The organism is Pseudomonas sp. BF-R-30, assembly GCF_019956175.1.
Lineage (GTDB): Bacteria > Pseudomonadota > Gammaproteobacteria > Pseudomonadales > Pseudomonadaceae > Aquipseudomonas > Aquipseudomonas jessenii.
Genome location: NZ_JAHBDE010000074.1, coordinates 165242 through 180734, shown reverse-complemented (window position 1 = coordinate 180734; position 15493 = coordinate 165242). Strand labels below are relative to the sequence as shown.

Sequence of the window (15493 nt, the reverse complement as noted above, 5' to 3'; positions counted from 1 at the left end):
AGATCGCAATGAAAGAGGGAGGCCCATGCGGCCTCCCTTTTTTATGCCTGTCACTTTCTTACATCCAATGAAGATCTCCTGTGGGAGCGGGCTTGCTCGCGAAGAGGCCATAACACTCGATATAAATATCGACTGAAAGTCCGCTTTCGCGAGCAAGCCCGCTCCCACATTTGATCGGTGTTGCCCCACAGATGTGGGACAATGCCCGCCACTTTTAGCCATACCCGAATCGACCACCGCCATGACCGCCCCCCGCTCCCCCAAGCCTGCGCGCAAAAAGCCTGCCCCGAAGACTCCGGCCACGGCCGTCGCCCCGAAGGAAAAGGCCAGCCTGCACCCGCGCAATCGCCATCAGGGTCGCTACGACTTTCCGACGCTGATCAAAAGCGCTCCGGAATTGAAGAAATTCGTGATCATCAATCCGTACGGCAAGGAAAGCATCGACTTCGCCAGCCCTGAAGCCGTGCGGGTGTTCAACCGGGCGCTGCTCAAATCGTTCTATGGCATCGCTCACTGGGACATTCCGGCCGACTACCTGTGCCCACCGGTGCCCGGCCGCGCCGATTACGTGCACTTCCTCGCCGACCTGCTGGCCAGTGGCAATGACGGTGTGATCCCCCGTGGCGCCGCCGTGAAGGTGCTGGACATCGGCATGGGCGCCAACTGCGTGTATCCGCTGATCGGTTACAGCGACTATCGCTGGCAGTTCCTCGGTTCCGATATCGATGCGACCGCCATCGCCGCGGCGAAGGCCATCATTCAATCCAATGGCCTGAACAAAGCGATCCAGGTACGTCAGCAGAACAACCCCAAGCAGATCCTCACTGGCCTGCTGGAGAGCGCAGAGCGCTTTGACCTGACGATGTGCAATCCGCCGTTCCATGCCTCGCTGGACGAGGCCACACGGGGCAGCACACGCAAATGGCGCGCCCTGGGCAAAGCCGATCCGAAGCGCAAGCTGCCGGTGTTAAACTTCGGCGGGCAAGCAGCGGAATTATGGTGTGAAGGTGGGGAGGTGCGCTTCGTCACGCAACTGGTCAGCGAGAGCGTACAAGTGGCGCAACAAGTGCTGTGGTTCAGCACACTGGTGTCGAAGGCGTCGAACCTGCCGGCGATCCAGACCGCCTTGAAAAAGGTCGGTGCTTTGGACAGCCAAGTGGTCGAAATGGGCCAAGGCCAAAAGCAGAGCCGCTTCGTCGCCTGGACCTTCCAGACCAAAGCGCAGCAACAGGCCTGGCGTCAGGCACGATGGTCGAAAGCTACAGCCGAGTAAAAAGCCAGACGCACAAAAAAGCCGTGCCCGGATGACTCCTGTACACGGCTTTTAACAGACCTAGCGATTAACAGTGACGCTCAGATCTGTAACCACCAACTGCCTGACAACTTTCCTGCAACTTCGATAACAGGAAAGTTTGGATATCTTCGCTTTAACGTTTTGTACGAACATTCTCTGTGAACGCACAAGCTCGCGCCTCTTTGCTTTCGCAGTAATACTGACCATACCATTGCTCCCATGGTCCACTGGTATCAATACTTACAATAGTTCCCTCTCGCTTGTACCTCATATCCAGATCGCCTCCATTTTGCAGTTTGTAACCACAACGCAGAATCTCACCGGCAACAGTGCCTCTCTCGGCTGCTACGCGAGGCGCGAATATCGCCAACTCGAACTCGCCTATTGGCCCACGCCCGGTTTGCGAAACGCCGTACCATTCTCCGTCGCCACTTGCTGTCGGGGCTTTATAGATACCGGCTGCCAACTCCTTGATGTCAGAAGGACTCGGGCAGTACTCGGTAACATTTGCCAAAGCCTGGCCGGACACCAGAAACGATACGCACATCAACAACTGTTTAACTTTCATAAAAACGTCCCTGTAACCAACAACTGAAATTTGGTTTAGCTTATTACGCGAAGCCAAGCGCTACGCCTTATTGATACTACCGACCCAAGGCGCACACTCAACTATCAGTTCTGTAGGAACGTTCGTTTTATACAGAGAGAAATGTGCTATTCAGCGGAAACGGCTATCCCTATCAGGTGCGCGGGTAACAACTGCTTTCAAACAAAGGGATTATTCCAACAATTTACTTTGCGTAAACCGTTACAGCGCCCACAAAAAAACCGTGCCCGGATCGCTCCGGTGCACGGTTTTTTTTAACAAGTCTTACTTGTTAACAGCGTCGGTCAGGCCTTTGGCCACAACCAGCTTGATCACTTTCTTGGCAGCGATTTCGATGGCAGCGCCAGTCGAAGGGTTACGGCCAGTACGGGCAGGGCGCTCAGTCACTTTCAGCTTGCCGATACCCGGCAGAGTGATTTCGCCGCCGTTTTCCAGCTGATCGGCAACGATTTGGCCCAGTTGGTCCAGAGCGTTACGCGCGGTGGTTTTCGGCGCGTCGATAGCTTCAGCGATGTCGGCGATCAGTTGGTCTTTAGTAAGAGCCATGTAGTGTTCCTTCCCTATCAAATTCATATGGATTGCAGAGTGCAATGTCAGCCATCGAGCCCGATCTTCTGGATCTGGCACCCTCGGCGAAATAACCTCGGGATCGGGGTTATAGATACCGAAATCAGGGTTTGGTTCGACCTGACAAAAGCTGACTGCAGGCTTAACGCAGTGACTTCGCGCAAGACCGGGCAAAACTAGCACAGAGACGGGGAAATATCCGCCTCCAGCTACCCATTTGGTCAGCTTTATTGCTCTAAATCGGGAAAAAATCGCATAAGCGCCGCCGGTCGCCCGGGAATTGGCCTTCGCACCGCGCCAAAACCAGTGGTTGCGGTACACTGGGCGCTTTTTCGGGGGAGCGCGCCCTCCTCTCTTCATTCAGCCGAGAAGCCCATGCCGATCCGTCATTGCATCGTCCACCTGATCGACAAAAAACCCGACGGCACACCTGCAGTTCTCCACGCCCGCGACTCTGAACTGGCTGAGTCTGCGGCCATCGAGAACATGCTCGCCGACCTCAACGAAAGCTATAACGCCAAACAGGGTAAAGCCTGGGGCCTGTTCCATCCGGAATCCGGCGCGTTCCCGTTCAGCGGCTGGCTGAAGGAGTACCTCGAGGGCGGTCAGGATTTCACTGCGTTCAGCCGCGTGGCGGTCGAGCATCTGCAGAAACTGATGGAGGAATCGAACCTGTCGGTCGGCGGCCACGTGCTGTTCGCACACTATCAGCAAGGCATGACCGACTACCTGGCCATTGCCCTGCTGCACCACAGTGAAGGTGTGGCCGTAACCGACGAACTGGACGTGACCCCATCCCGCCACCTCGACCTTGGCCAGTTGCACCTGGCGGCGCGGATCAACGTTTCCGAGTGGCAGAACAACAAACAGTCCAAGCAGTACATTTCGTTCATCAAAGGCAAGAACGGCAAAAAGGTTTCGGAGTACTTCCGCGACTTCATTGGCTGCCAGGAAGGCGTCGACGGTCCGGGTGAAACCCGCACCCTGCTCAAGGCCTTCAGTGATTTCGTTGAAAGCGAAGACCTGCCGGAAGACGACGCCCGCGAGAAGACCAAGACCCTGGTGGATTACGCCAGTAGCCAGGCCAAGCTCGGTGAGCCGATGGGCCTGGAAGAGTTGTCGGGGCTGATCGACGAAGAACGCCCGAAGGCTTTCTACGATCACATCCGCAACAAGGATTACGGCCTCTCGCCGGAAATCCCGGCCGATAAACGCACCCTGAACCAGTTCCGCCGATTCACTGGTCGCGCCGAAGGCCTGTCGATCAGTTTCGAAGCACACCTGCTGGGCTCGAAGATCGAGTACGACGAGGAAGCCGGCACGTTGATCATCAAGGGCCTGCCCACTTCACTCACCGATCAGCTGAAGCGTCGCAACTGATGCTCGGCGGCGTGCTGAAGAAATTCCTGCTGATCCTGCTGGTGGTCGTGGCCTATCAGAACTGGGGCAAGATCGAGCGGGTGTTCAATCCATCGCAAGTGGTGTCGGCGCAGACGCAGGCCAAGGCCAACGTTGTGCTCTACGCCACCGAATGGTGTGGTTACTGCAAGCTGACCCGGCGCTTCCTCGATCAGAAAGGCATTGCGTACAAGGAGTTCGACATCGAGAAGGATGCTGCCGCGCGCGAGGACTATCAGGCGCTGGGCGGTGGGGGCATTCCGATCATCGATGTGAACGGGACGCTGATTCGCGGGTATGACCCGGATGCGATTCTGGCAGCGTTGAAGTAACTGTGGGAGCGAGCTTGCTCGCGATGAGGCCAACACAGCCAACAATTTTGTCGAATGTCAGTCCGCCATCGCGAGCAAGCTCGCTCCCACAAAGTTTTTTCAGCAGGCTTCTATCCGGAAACCGAACCGCGGGAAGTGCACATGCACCACACCGCCGCGCTCGTCCTCGCGCCGTACAATCAGTTCTTCGCGGCCGGCAAACAGCAGCTCTCCCGCGACCGGATCAACACCATAGTCTGTGGCCGCGATGACCACCTGCTGACCCACCGTGAACCCGTTGGGATCGACGAATTGCTCATCCGGCAAAGCCGCTGGCGTGGACGTGCGCGCCACTGCCAAAGCCTCCTCGGAACTCATCTCGCTGGATGCGCCATGACCGAAGCCCAACACCCGCGTATGCCATGCATTGACTGCCGGATAAGCTTCGACCAGCGGAGCCGTCACCGGCGTGGCCTTGAGGAACCAGAGGCAATGAGCCAGGGCGAAGTCGGCAATCGACGGCTCGCCAAACAGGTAGTCACCCTCCTCGCGCTGCAACTGCAGCTCCAGACGCGACATGATCGTCGGCCACTGGTGCTTCGCCTGTTCGGTAGACAGTTTTGTCGCGCTACCACCACTGAACAAACCGGCGCGGTCGGCCAGGAACGCCTTGATCGCTTCCTGCGGTAAATTACCGAAACGCACGGCAATCGATTCCGGCTGGAACACCAGGCTCACCGCATGCTGGAACACCACCGAATCAGCCCAGGCGGCAAAGGACGCGACGATCATTTCCTGACCTTCCGGGAAGAACGCCGGCAAGGCCTTTTCCTGCTCCAGTCGCCGGGCAATCAATGCCGTGTCGCAATAGATATCGGCACCGACCTGCAACACCGGTGTCTTGCGGTAGCCACCGGTCAACGCCGTGAGATCCGGTTTTGGCATCACTGGCGAGATCTTCACCGAGCGCCAGGACAAGCCCTTGAAGCCCAGCAACAGGCGGGCCTTCTCGGCAAAGGGGGACGTCGGGTAATGATGCAGAATCAACTCGGACATGCTCGGCTCCGCCGCAAGGATCAGGAGTCCGCAGCTTAGCGCGCAATCACCTGGCAGCCTACAGATCTGCCTGATGGGAACCGATCAGTCAGAGTGATAAGCCAGGGGCGGCGCTCGCTGCGCTCGCCACCAGGCATTCCTTGGCGCTCTTCTTGAGTTTCTTGATCAGCCGCTCCTGACGCAATGCATCGCTTTTGTCGCGACAGCGTTCGGTGTAGACCAGGGCCATGGCCGGGCTGGAAAGAAAGAATCGCGCGCCCTTGCCGCTTTGATGCTTGGCGAAGCGACGTACGGGATCATCGCTGATCCCACAATAGAGCGAACCGTTGGCCGCGCGAACGAGGTAGACGAACCAGGTTTTGCTCGCGGGGGTGTCGGCGTCGACAGGGCTTTCGCTGAGGGTGGTCACGTAACGATCAGGGCTTGAAGGAAAACAAGCCGCGATCTTATCAGCGACTGGCCTGGAATGCCTTCAGCCCCTTCAGGGCCTGTGAGCGAACGGCGTTGCGAACAAGTGGCGTCCAGCCCAGCAGCAGGCCTTTGAAACCCAGGGCCTGACGTGACCATGTCCACAGGTCGAAACTGTCGTGATGCTCGCAGATCTTGCCATCGCGAAAGACAAAGCGTGCCTGGATGTCATTGACCACGGTATTGCCAGTCTGGCTGAACAGATAGGTCGCGACCCAATGGGCGCTACCGATACGATCATCGGCACGGACATGATCGAAGGTCAGGGAGAAATCCTTGGCGCGGGTGGTGAGCATGCACCACATATCGCCAGCATCACGACCACGAAGCTCGCCGAACGCCGGGTCACTGAACACCACGTCATCGGTGTAGCAGGCAGCCATCGCCTCACCGTCGAGACGCTGGAAGGCCTGGTAGAAACGGGTGATCAAGGCGCTGTGGACTTCACTCATGGGCAGACTCCCTGTTGTGCAATGGGTATCGAAAGATTGCCTGCACGATAGTCTGCAAACGGGTCGAACACTATCGGCATTCGCAAGACGAATACCGACAGTGTGCGGGAATCAGACCTTTTCGCTTTCGACCTGCACGTACAACGCACGTCCGGCCCCCAGGCCGGCGAGGATCGCACCAAGGCCGATGACACCGAAGATCCAGCCCACGGCCGTCCAGCCGCCGGTCCAGTCATGCACGATGCCGACCGCGAACGGTCCCATGGACGCCAGGGTGTAACCGAAGCCCTGGGCCATGCTCGACAGGTTCGCCGCAACGTGGGAGTCCCGCGAGCGCAGCACGATCAGGGTCAATGCCAGGCTGAACGTGGCGCCCTGCCCCAACCCCAGCACGATCGCCCAGCCCCACAGACCTTCAATCGGGGCGTAAAGGCAACCGAACAGACCGCCGAGGGTCAGGGCCATCACGATCACAATCGCCAGGCGCTGATCCTTGCCGCGCGTCGCCAGCCATGGCGCGGCGAGGGAGCTGACCAGTTGAACGATCACCGAACCCGACAGCACCAGACCGGCCTGGGTCGGAGTCAGGCCGCGCCCGATCAGGATCGACGGCAACCAGCCGAACACGATGTAGGCCAGGGACGATTGCAGGCCCATGTACAAGGTCACTTGCCAGGCCAGCGGATCGCGCAGCAATCCGCGAACCCGGTAGGCGACGTTGTGCGCGCCGTGTTTCTGGCCGACTTGCGGCAACCAGAACAGCGCGGCCGCTAATGCCGGAATGACCCAGAAGCCGAGGCCTATCGCCCAATTTTTGTCGAAGTGTTCACTCAGCGGCACGGTCGCACCCGCCGCCATCGCCGCGCCCAGGCACAGGGCCATGGTGTAGACACCGGTCATGGTCCCGGCCTGTTTCGGGAAGTCGCGCTTGACGATGCCCGGCAGCAACACGCCAATCACGCCGATGCTGGCACCGGCCAGCACACTGCCGGCAAACAGACCGATTTCACCGAACGAACTGCGCAGGATGATCCCGCCCGCCAAGGTCAGAAGAATGCCCAGCACCACCCGCTCCGCACCAAATCGCCGCGCCAGCACGGGTGCCAACGGCGCAAACAGGCCAAGGCAAAGCACCGGCAACGTGGTCAGCAACCCCGCCGCGGACGCCGACAAGCCAAGGGACTTCGAGACCTCGCTGAGCATCGGCGCCATGCTCGACAGCGCCGGACGCAGGTTCAGCGCCACCAGAATCAGGCCCAGTAGCAACAGCCAGGGCCGGTGCAGAACCGGGTGAGCTTGCTGGACCTGTTCGTCATCGGCCTCGGCATCGATCAGCAACTCTTCCAGCTCGGCCGAACGTTTGGGGGCTGTGGATAACTCACTGCGGTGCATGGACTTCTCGGTTTCAAGGTTCATTGATCAACTGCCTCGACAGGGCTTTGGCTCGTTCCGGGTCGCGTTGCTCGACGGCATCGAGCAACGCGATGTGCAGGTCGAACACTTCCTGACGGCGCGGGACGATGTTCAGGATCTGGCGCAATTGGGCGCCGACGACGCTGGAGAAATAGCGATACAACTCGCTGAGGGTCGGGTTGTGTGCGGCGTCTACCAACCGGCGGTGAAACACCAGGTCGCAGGCGATGTAGGTGTCGAGATCGCCGTGATAGTGGCTGCCGCTGACACTCAGGGCCTCGTGCAATGCCACCAGGTCTTCATCGGTTCGGCGCACTGCCGCCAGGCCAATGGCCTCGACTTCGAGGATGTGCCGGGTTTCCCGGGCCTGCTCAAGAGAACAACGGGACAGCGCCTTCAAAGTATCGAGCGGATCGACCACCGCCCGCAGGTAACTGCCGTCGCCCTGACGGATTTCGATCAACCCGGAAAACGCCAACACGCGCATGGCTTCGCGCACGGTGTTGCGACTGATGCCCAGCTCGGCGGACAACTCAGGCTCGGTGGGCAAGCGCTGGCCCACGACCCAAGTGCCCTGGTTGATGCGCAGGCGCAACTGATCCAGGGCCTGATCGACCAGGGATCGTTTCACTAACGGAGAAATTTCTGACATGGAATTCGCCCTTTCATCCAATCATAGGATGAATTTTCTGACATGTTAGTCAACATATCCCAGAACGGCAACAGCCCCCCTTGTAGGAGCGAGCTTGCTCGCGATGGTCGTCAACGATAACGCTGGTTGGCAGGTACCCCGCGGCGCTCTCCAGTCCATCGCGAGCAAGCTCGCTCCTACAGGGGTATGAGTTTTCCGCAGGCAAAAATAAACCCGGAACTCAGTCCGGGTTTATTTCAGTGCCTGGGGTTGATCAATGCAGGATCTGGCTCAGGAACAGCTTGGTGCGCTCGTTCTGCGGCTTGTCGAAGAAGTCGTTCGGCGCAGCCTGTTCGACGATTTCGCCCTTGTCCATGAAGATCACGCGGTTGGCCACGGTACGCGCGAAGCCCATTTCATGGGTCACGCAGAGCATGGTCATGCCGTCTTCGGCCAGGCCGATCATGGTGTCCAGCACCTCTTTCACCATCTCCGGATCGAGTGCCGAGGTCGGTTCGTCGAACAGCATGATCTTCGGCTTCATGCACAGCGCGCGAGCGATCGCCACACGCTGTTGCTGACCGCCGGACAGTTGCCCCGGGTACTTGTGCGCCTGCTCCGGAATGCGTACGCGTTCCAGGTAGTGCATGGCAATTTCCTCGGCCTTGCGCTTGGGCATCTTGCGCACCCACATCGGCGCCAGGGTGCAGTTCTGCAAGATGGTCAGGTGCGGGAACAGGTTGAAGTGCTGGAACACCATGCCGACTTCACGGCGGATCGCTTCGATCTGCTTGAGGTCGTTGGTCAGCTCCACGCCATCGACCACGATGCGGCCCTGCTGGTGCTCTTCCAGGCGGTTGAGGCAGCGGATGGTGGTGGATTTTCCGGAACCCGACGGGCCGCACAGCACGATACGCTCGCCCTGCTTGACGTTGAGGTTGATGTCCTTGAGTACGTGAAACTGACCGTACCACTTGTTCACGCCCTGCATCTGAATAATGCCTTCAGGGCTCACAGGCTGTTTGATTGCTTCGCTCATCACAAAACTTCCTAAATTAGGTAGCGACTTAGCGCTTGTGGCCAGTGTCGAGCTTGCGTTCCAGATGCATGGAATAGCGCGACATACCAAAACAGAAAATCCAGAACACCAGGGCGGCGAACACATAGCCTTCGGTGGCCATGCCCAGCCATTTCGGGTCGGCGGCGGCTTGCTTGACGCTGTTGAGCAGGTCGAACAGGCCGATGATGATCACCAGGCTCGTATCCTTGAACAGCGCAATGAAGGTGTTGACGATGCCGGGGATCACCAGTTTCAGGGCCTGCGGCAGAATCACCAGACCCATGCTGCGCCAGTAACCCAGGCCCATCGCCGCCGCCGCTTCGTACTGTCCCTTGGGAATTGCTTGCAGACCACCGCGCACCACTTCGGCCACGTAGGCCGACTGGAACAGGATCACGCCGATCAGCGCCCGCAGCAGCTTGTCGAAGTTCATGCCTTCCGGCAGGAACAACGGCAGCATCACCGAGGACATGAACAGCACCGTGATCAACGGCACGCCGCGCCAGAACTCGATGAAGGTCACGCAGACCACGCGAATCGCCGGCATGTTCGAACGACGGCCCAGCGCCAGGACGATCCCCAGCGGCAACGCACCGGCGATGCCGACGGTGGCAATCACCAGGGTCAGCATCAGGCCACCCCACTGGCTGGTCGCCACGGCGTCCAGACCCAATACGCCGCCATGCAGCAGACACCAGGCAATGATCGGGTACAGCACCAGGAAGCTCAGCCCGTACACCGCCTTATGGTGAAAGCGCGAGATGAACAACGGCGCCACGCCGACAATCGCCAGCCACACCGTCAGGTCCACGCGCCAGCGCAGTACCGGCGGGTAGTAGCCGTACATGAACTGGCCGAAGCGCTGTTGGATGAACACCCAGCAGGCGCCCTCCTTCGTGCAGTCGGCCTGGCTGGTGCCGACCCAGTTGGCGTCAAGGATCGCCCACTGCAGGATCGGCGGTACCACCAGGTAGATGAGGTAGAACGCAAACAGGGTCAGCAGGGTGTTGAGCCAGCTGGAGAACATGTTCGCGCGCATCCACGCCATCGGGCCGAAGACCTTGGCCGGCGGTGGCATGTCGGGTTTGAAAGTATGAGTACTCATGCGCTTTTCCTTACCGCTCGATCAGCGCAATGCGCTTGTTGTACCAGTTCATCAGCAGGGAAATGCTGATACTGATCGCCAGGTACACGCTCATGGTGATGGCAATCACCTCGATCGCCTGGCCGGTCTGGTTGAGCACGGTCCCGGCAAACAGCGAGACCATTTCCGGATAACCGATACCGGCCGCCAGCGAGGAGTTCTTCGCCAGGTTCAGGTATTGGCTGGTCAGCGGCGGGATGATCACGCGCAGGGCTTGCGGGATGATCACCTTGCGCAGGGTCGGACCGTTGCGCAGGCCGAGGGAATGCGCCGCTTCGGTCTGGCCGTGGCTGACCGACTTGATGCCAGAGCGCACGATCTCGGCGATGAACGCCGCGGTGTACACGGTCAAAGCCAGCGTCAGCGCCAGCAGTTCCGGGATCAACACCCAGCCGCCGACGAAGTTGAAGCCTTGCAGCTTCGGCATTTCCCAGTGCACCGGTGCACCGAAAATCAGCGCACACAGCGCAGGGATGACCAGGAACATCGCCAGGCCAACCCAGAACTTGTGGAACGGCACACCGGTGGCTTCGAAGCGCTTGGTGGCCCAGCGGCTCATCAGCACGATGGCGACGATGGCGACTACAACACTGGTCATAAACGGCCAGAAGCCGTCCGCCATCAACGCGGCCGGCATGTTCAGGCCACGGCTGCTGACGAAGAAGGTGTCGCCGAAGTTATGACTGTTGCGCGGCCCCGGCATGGTCAGGAACACCGCGAAGTACCAGAACAGGATCTGCAGCAGCGGCGGAATGTTGCGGAAGACTTCCACATATACCGTCGCCAGCTTGGCGATGATCCAGTTCTTCGACAGCCGCGCCACACCCACGATGAAACCCAGGATCGTCGCCAGGATCACGCCGATGAAGGTCACCAGCAAGGTGTTGAGCAGACCAATGACAAACACCCGGGCGTATGTGTCCGCTTCGGTGTAGTCGATCAGGTGTTGAGCGATGCCGAAACCGGCACTGCGCTCCAGAAAGTCGAAACCGGAGGTGATGCCCCGGTGTTGCAGGTTGGTCTGGGTGTTATCGAACAGATACCAGCCCAGCGAGACCACCGCGATAATCGTGATGATCTGGAATACCCAAGCACGCACGCGTGGATCGCTGAGGCTGAGCCTCTGCTTTGGTGCGCCGATTGAATTTTGCATGAAGTGCCCCGGAAATAATGGAACAGAACATCACCCGGTGGTTGGCCCACCGGGTGATAGAACCATCAGCGCACTGGTGGTGCGTATTGAATGCCGCCAGCGTTCCACAGAGCGTTCAGCCCGCGGTCGATTTCCAGCGGAGTGCTCTTGCCGAGGTTTTTCTCGAACACTTCGCCGTAGTTGCCGACTTGCTTGATGATCTGCACGACCCAGTCTTTCTTCACTTTCAGGTCTTTGCCGTATTCACCGTCGGTACCCAGCAGACGGGCAACGTCAGGGTTCTTGGTGCCCTTGGCTTCGGCTTCGACGTTCTTCGAAGTGATGCCGGCCTCTTCAGCGTTGAGCATGGCGTAGCCAGTCCAGCGCACGATGGCCAGCCACTCGTCGTCGCCGTTACGCACGACCGGGCCCAGAGGTTCCTTGGAAATGGTTTCCGGCAGAACCACGTAATCCTTCGGCGAAGCCAGCTTGCTGCGCTGGGCGAACAGCTGGGACTTGTCGGAGGTCAGAACGTCGCAACGACCGGATTCCAGCGACTTGGCGCTTTCATCGGAGGTGTCGAAGGTGATCGGGGTGTACTTCAGGCCGTTGCCGCGGAAGTAGTCGGAAACGTTCAGCTCGGTAGTGGTACCGGCCTGGATGCAGATGGTTGCACCGTCCAGTTCCTTGGCGCTCTTGACGCCCAGCTTGTTGTTTACCAGGAAGCCGATACCGTCGTAGTAGGTAATGAAGCCCGGGAATTTCAGGCCCATGCCCGCGTCACGGGAGCTGGTCATGGTGGTGTTGCGCGACAGAATGTCGATTTCGCCGGACTGCAGCGCGGTGAAGCGCTCCTTGGCGTTCAACTGGCTGAACTTGACCTTGGTCGCGTCGCCGAAGACTGCCGCCGCTACTGCACGGCAGTAGTCAGCATCGATACCCACGATCTTGCCGGTGGAATCCGGAACCGAGAAGCCTGGCAAGCCATCGCTGACGCCACACTGCACGAAACCTTTCTTCATCACTGCATCCAGGGTTGCGCCCGCCTGGGCAAACCCGCTGACACCGAGTACTGCGGCTGCAGTCACGATAGCCAGGGTGGATTTCAACATCTTCATTCAAACCTCCAGTTTTGCTCTTGTTGTGTCGGAGCGTGAGTCCTGTCGCACCCTTTTGAGGCGTAGTCGACCCGTGTTGGCTTGTTTTGGGGGTCAACCGACGTAAGACGTTAGCTATGAGTCTAGTAGGAGAAAATCCACGTCATGGAAAACTCACTCTCACCAGTCGGCCGAACGGGCTGTAGCCCTTTCACGTTCGCGAAGCCCCATATCGGCCTTTGGCGAACATCCATCACCGGATTCTTTTCAATCCCACTAATAACCTTGGCCTGATAGTGTTACCGACAGGCGTGGGATTTTTCATACAGACTTCGCCATAGCAAAGCCCGTACCACACTGCTCTCCGAAGCGGTTCAGCTGCAGGTCAATAGCAAAACTTGTAACCTTGCGACATCTTCGTAACTGATCAACCAGACACGCACTCAGCCTTAGCACTCAATGAGAGCGCACGCACAATTTTGGAGCAGCCATGACCAACCCCTTGATTCTTGAACCCGTCAAGACCGCAGATGCCTGCGTTATCTGGCTGCACGGCCTGGGTGCCGATCGCTACGACTTCCTGCCAGTGGCCGAAGCCCTGCAGGAAACCCTGTTGAGCACCCGCGTTGTTTTGCCCCAGGCGCCGAGCCGCGCCGTCACCATCAATGGCGGATACGAGATGCCGAGCTGGTACGACATATTGGCCATGAGCCCCGCGCGCGCGATCAACCGCGAGCAATTGGAAGAATCTGCCAACTGGATCATCGAACTGATCGAAACGCAGAAGGCCAGCGGAATAGACGCCTCGCGGATTTTCCTGGCAGGTTTTTCACAGGGTGGTGCGGTGGTGCTCCACACCGCGTTTCTGAAATGGCAGGGACCACTGGGTGGCGTACTCGCCCTCTCCACTTATGCACCGACCTTCAGTGACCAACTGGAAATGTCCGCCAGCCAGCAGCGCATTCCAGTGCTGTGCCTGCACGGCCAGTACGACGATGTGGTGCAAAACTCGATGGGGCGCAGCGCCTACGAGCATTTGAAGCTGCGTGGTGTCACCGTGACATGGCAGGAATACCCAATGGGTCACGAAGTGTTACCCGAAGAAATTCGCGACATCGGCGTCTGGCTCGCCGAGTGCTTGCGTTAAGCATTTCTGTTTAAAAGCGCCCTTTGATCCATCCCACTACGCCGCGCCCGATTCTTGCATTACACTGCCCGGCGTACATTCCTTAACCAATTGATGAGATGACCGTGCTCAAAGCACTCAAGAAAATGTTCGGTAAAAGCGAGACTGAGCAACTCGCGCCAGTCCCCAGCGCTCCGTCTCACGCTCCCGGCCACCGCACCGACGGCAATCAGTCTGAACGGACCGCCACCACGACTGCACCCAAGCACGAGCCGAAGACCGTAGAAGACGCCCAGCCTGCGGCGATCACAGCCCCGGAGCAGCCGCGCAGCGACACGCCGAAACCCGCCAAACCGCGCCGCGAACCCAAGCCCAAGGCACCGGTCATCCCATGGAAACTCGAAGACTTCGTCGTCGAACCCCAGGAAGGCAAGACCCGCTTCCACGATTTCAAACTCGCCCCTGAACTGATGCACGCCATCCAGGACCTGGGCTTCCCGTATTGCACGCCGATCCAGGCACAGGTGCTGGGCTTCACCCTCGCGGGCAAAGACGCCATCGGCCGCGCCCAGACCGGTACCGGCAAGACCGCTGCGTTCCTGATCTCGATCATCACCCAGTTGCTGCAGACCCCGCCGCCGAAAGAGCGCTACATGGGTGAGCCACGGGCACTGATCATCGCGCCGACCCGCGAACTGGTGGTGCAGATCGCCAAGGACGCCGCCGACCTGACCAAGTACACCGGCCTCAACGTCATGACGTTCGTCGGTGGCATGGACTTCGACAAGCAGCTCAAGCACCTCGAAGCCCGCCACTGCGACATCCTCGTGGCCACGCCGGGCCGCCTGCTGGACTTCAACCAGCGCGGCGACGTGCATCTGGACATGGTCGAAGTGATGGTGCTGGACGAAGCCGACCGCATGCTCGACATGGGCTTCATCCCGCAAGTGCGCCAGATCATTCGCCAGACGCCGCCGAAGTCCGAGCGCCAGACGCTGCTGTTCTCCGCGACCTTCACCGAAGACGTGATGAACCTGGCCAAGCAATGGACCACCGATCCGTCGATCGTCGAGATCGAATCGCAGAACGTTGCCAACGAAAACGTCGAGCAGCACATCTACGCGGTGGCCGGTGCCGACAAGTACAAGCTGCTCTACAACCTGGTCAACGACAATGGTTGGGAGCGGGTCATTGTCTTCGCCAACCGCAAGGATGAAGTGCGGCGCATCGAAGAACGCCTGGTGCGCGACGGCATCAACGCCGCGCAACTGTCCGGCGACGTGCCGCAGCACAAGCGCATCAAGACCCTCGAAGGCTTCCGCGAAGGCAAGATCCGCGTACTGGTCGCCACCGATGTCGCCGGTCGCGGTATCCACATCGACGGCATCAGCCACGTGATCAACTTCACCCTGCCGGAAGTGCCGGACGACTACGTGCACCGCATCGGTCGTACCGGTCGTGCGGGTGCCGACGGTGTGTCCATCAGCTTTGCCGGTGAAGACGACTCCTACCAGTTACCGTCCATCGAGGAAAAGCTGGGGCGCAAGATCAGCTGTGAAACGCCACCGACGCATCTGTTGCGGGCGGTTGAGCGCAAGCGTCCTCATTAAGCGACGCTGAAAAGACAAGCGCAGCCGGAAACGGACTGCGCTTTTTTTTCGCCCGGCTTTTTTTCAACAGGAGCTTGCTCGCGATAACTAAAAGTCCATAATAGACAAATTAGTTTAATTCAAACTC

The 15493-nt window shown here is 59.1% G+C and carries 16 protein-coding genes; 5 read left to right on the top strand and 11 right to left on the bottom strand.

The annotated features are described in order from the left end of the window. Window positions 1-241: 241 nt before the first annotated feature. On the top strand, window positions 242-1273 hold the full coding sequence (rlmF, locus tag KGB20_RS26570; protein ID WP_154860475.1) for a 23S rRNA (adenine(1618)-N(6))-methyltransferase RlmF: 1032 nt from the start codon (window positions 242-244) through the stop codon (window positions 1271-1273). Between the two features lie 154 nt (window positions 1274-1427). Here the strand turns inward: rlmF and KGB20_RS26565 are convergent, their stop codons facing one another. Next, complete coding sequence (locus tag KGB20_RS26565) at window positions 1428-1862, bottom strand: DUF3757 domain-containing protein (RefSeq protein WP_150814313.1); 435 nt, start codon at window positions 1860-1862, stop codon at window positions 1428-1430. Between the two features lie 303 nt (window positions 1863-2165). Further along, the gene (locus KGB20_RS26560; RefSeq protein WP_007905514.1) at window positions 2166-2447 is read right to left on the bottom strand and encodes an HU family DNA-binding protein; all 282 of its coding nucleotides are present in this window, start codon (window positions 2445-2447) and stop codon (window positions 2166-2168) included. A 396-nt stretch (window positions 2448-2843) separates the two neighbouring features. Between KGB20_RS26560 and yejK the strand changes: the two genes are divergently transcribed. Beyond that, entirely contained in the window at window positions 2844-3848 is a 1005-nt protein-coding gene (yejK, locus tag KGB20_RS26555) for a nucleoid-associated protein YejK (protein WP_008018580.1), read from the top strand. Then, window positions 3848-4198: a glutaredoxin family protein gene (locus tag KGB20_RS26550; protein WP_057713407.1), complete on the top strand. Its 351-nt coding sequence runs from the start codon at window positions 3848-3850 to the stop codon at window positions 4196-4198. Before yejK ends, KGB20_RS26550 begins: the two co-directional genes overlap by 1 nt. A gap of 99 nt (window positions 4199-4297) precedes the next feature. Here the strand turns inward: KGB20_RS26550 and KGB20_RS26545 are convergent, their stop codons facing one another. From KGB20_RS26545 to KGB20_RS26505, 9 genes are all read right to left on the bottom strand, one after another. After that, complete coding sequence (locus KGB20_RS26545; RefSeq protein ID WP_150814310.1) at window positions 4298-5233, bottom strand: glutathione S-transferase family protein; 936 nt, start codon at window positions 5231-5233, stop codon at window positions 4298-4300. Between the two features lie 88 nt (window positions 5234-5321). Then, window positions 5322-5642 (bottom strand): GIY-YIG nuclease family protein, encoded by a 321-nt coding sequence (locus tag KGB20_RS26540; RefSeq protein WP_102671038.1) that lies wholly within the window; start codon window positions 5640-5642, stop codon window positions 5322-5324. A gap of 40 nt (window positions 5643-5682) precedes the next feature. Beyond that, window positions 5683-6153, bottom strand: a complete 471-nt coding sequence (locus tag KGB20_RS26535; protein WP_057713404.1) for a nuclear transport factor 2 family protein — start codon at window positions 6151-6153, stop codon at window positions 5683-5685. Between the two features lie 111 nt (window positions 6154-6264). After that, entirely contained in the window at window positions 6265-7569 is a 1305-nt protein-coding gene (locus KGB20_RS26530) for a CynX/NimT family MFS transporter (RefSeq protein ID WP_154860476.1), read from the bottom strand. After that, a complete protein-coding gene (locus KGB20_RS26525; RefSeq protein WP_154860477.1) occupies window positions 7559-8218 on the bottom strand; it encodes a FadR/GntR family transcriptional regulator in 660 nt (219 codons plus the stop codon). The genes KGB20_RS26530 and KGB20_RS26525 overlap by 11 nt, the downstream gene beginning before the upstream one ends. Before the next feature lie 253 nt (window positions 8219-8471). Beyond that, a complete protein-coding gene (locus KGB20_RS26520) occupies window positions 8472-9236 on the bottom strand; it encodes an amino acid ABC transporter ATP-binding protein (protein ID WP_007989979.1) in 765 nt (254 codons plus the stop codon). 28 nt (window positions 9237-9264) lie between these two features. Then, on the bottom strand, window positions 9265-10362 hold the full coding sequence (locus KGB20_RS26515; RefSeq protein WP_057713401.1) for an amino acid ABC transporter permease: 1098 nt from the start codon (window positions 10360-10362) through the stop codon (window positions 9265-9267). 10 nt (window positions 10363-10372) lie between these two features. Next, window positions 10373-11554, bottom strand: a complete 1182-nt coding sequence (locus tag KGB20_RS26510; protein ID WP_057713400.1) for an amino acid ABC transporter permease — start codon at window positions 11552-11554, stop codon at window positions 10373-10375. 65 nt (window positions 11555-11619) lie between these two features. Beyond that, window positions 11620-12651 (bottom strand): amino acid ABC transporter substrate-binding protein, encoded by a 1032-nt coding sequence (locus tag KGB20_RS26505; RefSeq protein WP_008018591.1) that lies wholly within the window; start codon window positions 12649-12651, stop codon window positions 11620-11622. 469 nt (window positions 12652-13120) lie between these two features. On the opposite strand from KGB20_RS26505, the gene KGB20_RS26500 reads away from it, so the two are divergent. Next, on the top strand, window positions 13121-13777 hold the full coding sequence (locus tag KGB20_RS26500; protein ID WP_154860478.1) for an alpha/beta hydrolase: 657 nt from the start codon (window positions 13121-13123) through the stop codon (window positions 13775-13777). A gap of 98 nt (window positions 13778-13875) precedes the next feature. Beyond that, window positions 13876-15366, top strand: coding sequence for an ATP-dependent RNA helicase RhlB (gene rhlB / locus KGB20_RS26495; protein ID WP_090457577.1), 1491 nt, complete (start codon window positions 13876-13878; stop codon window positions 15364-15366). The last annotated feature ends 127 nt before the right edge of the window (window positions 15367-15493 follow it).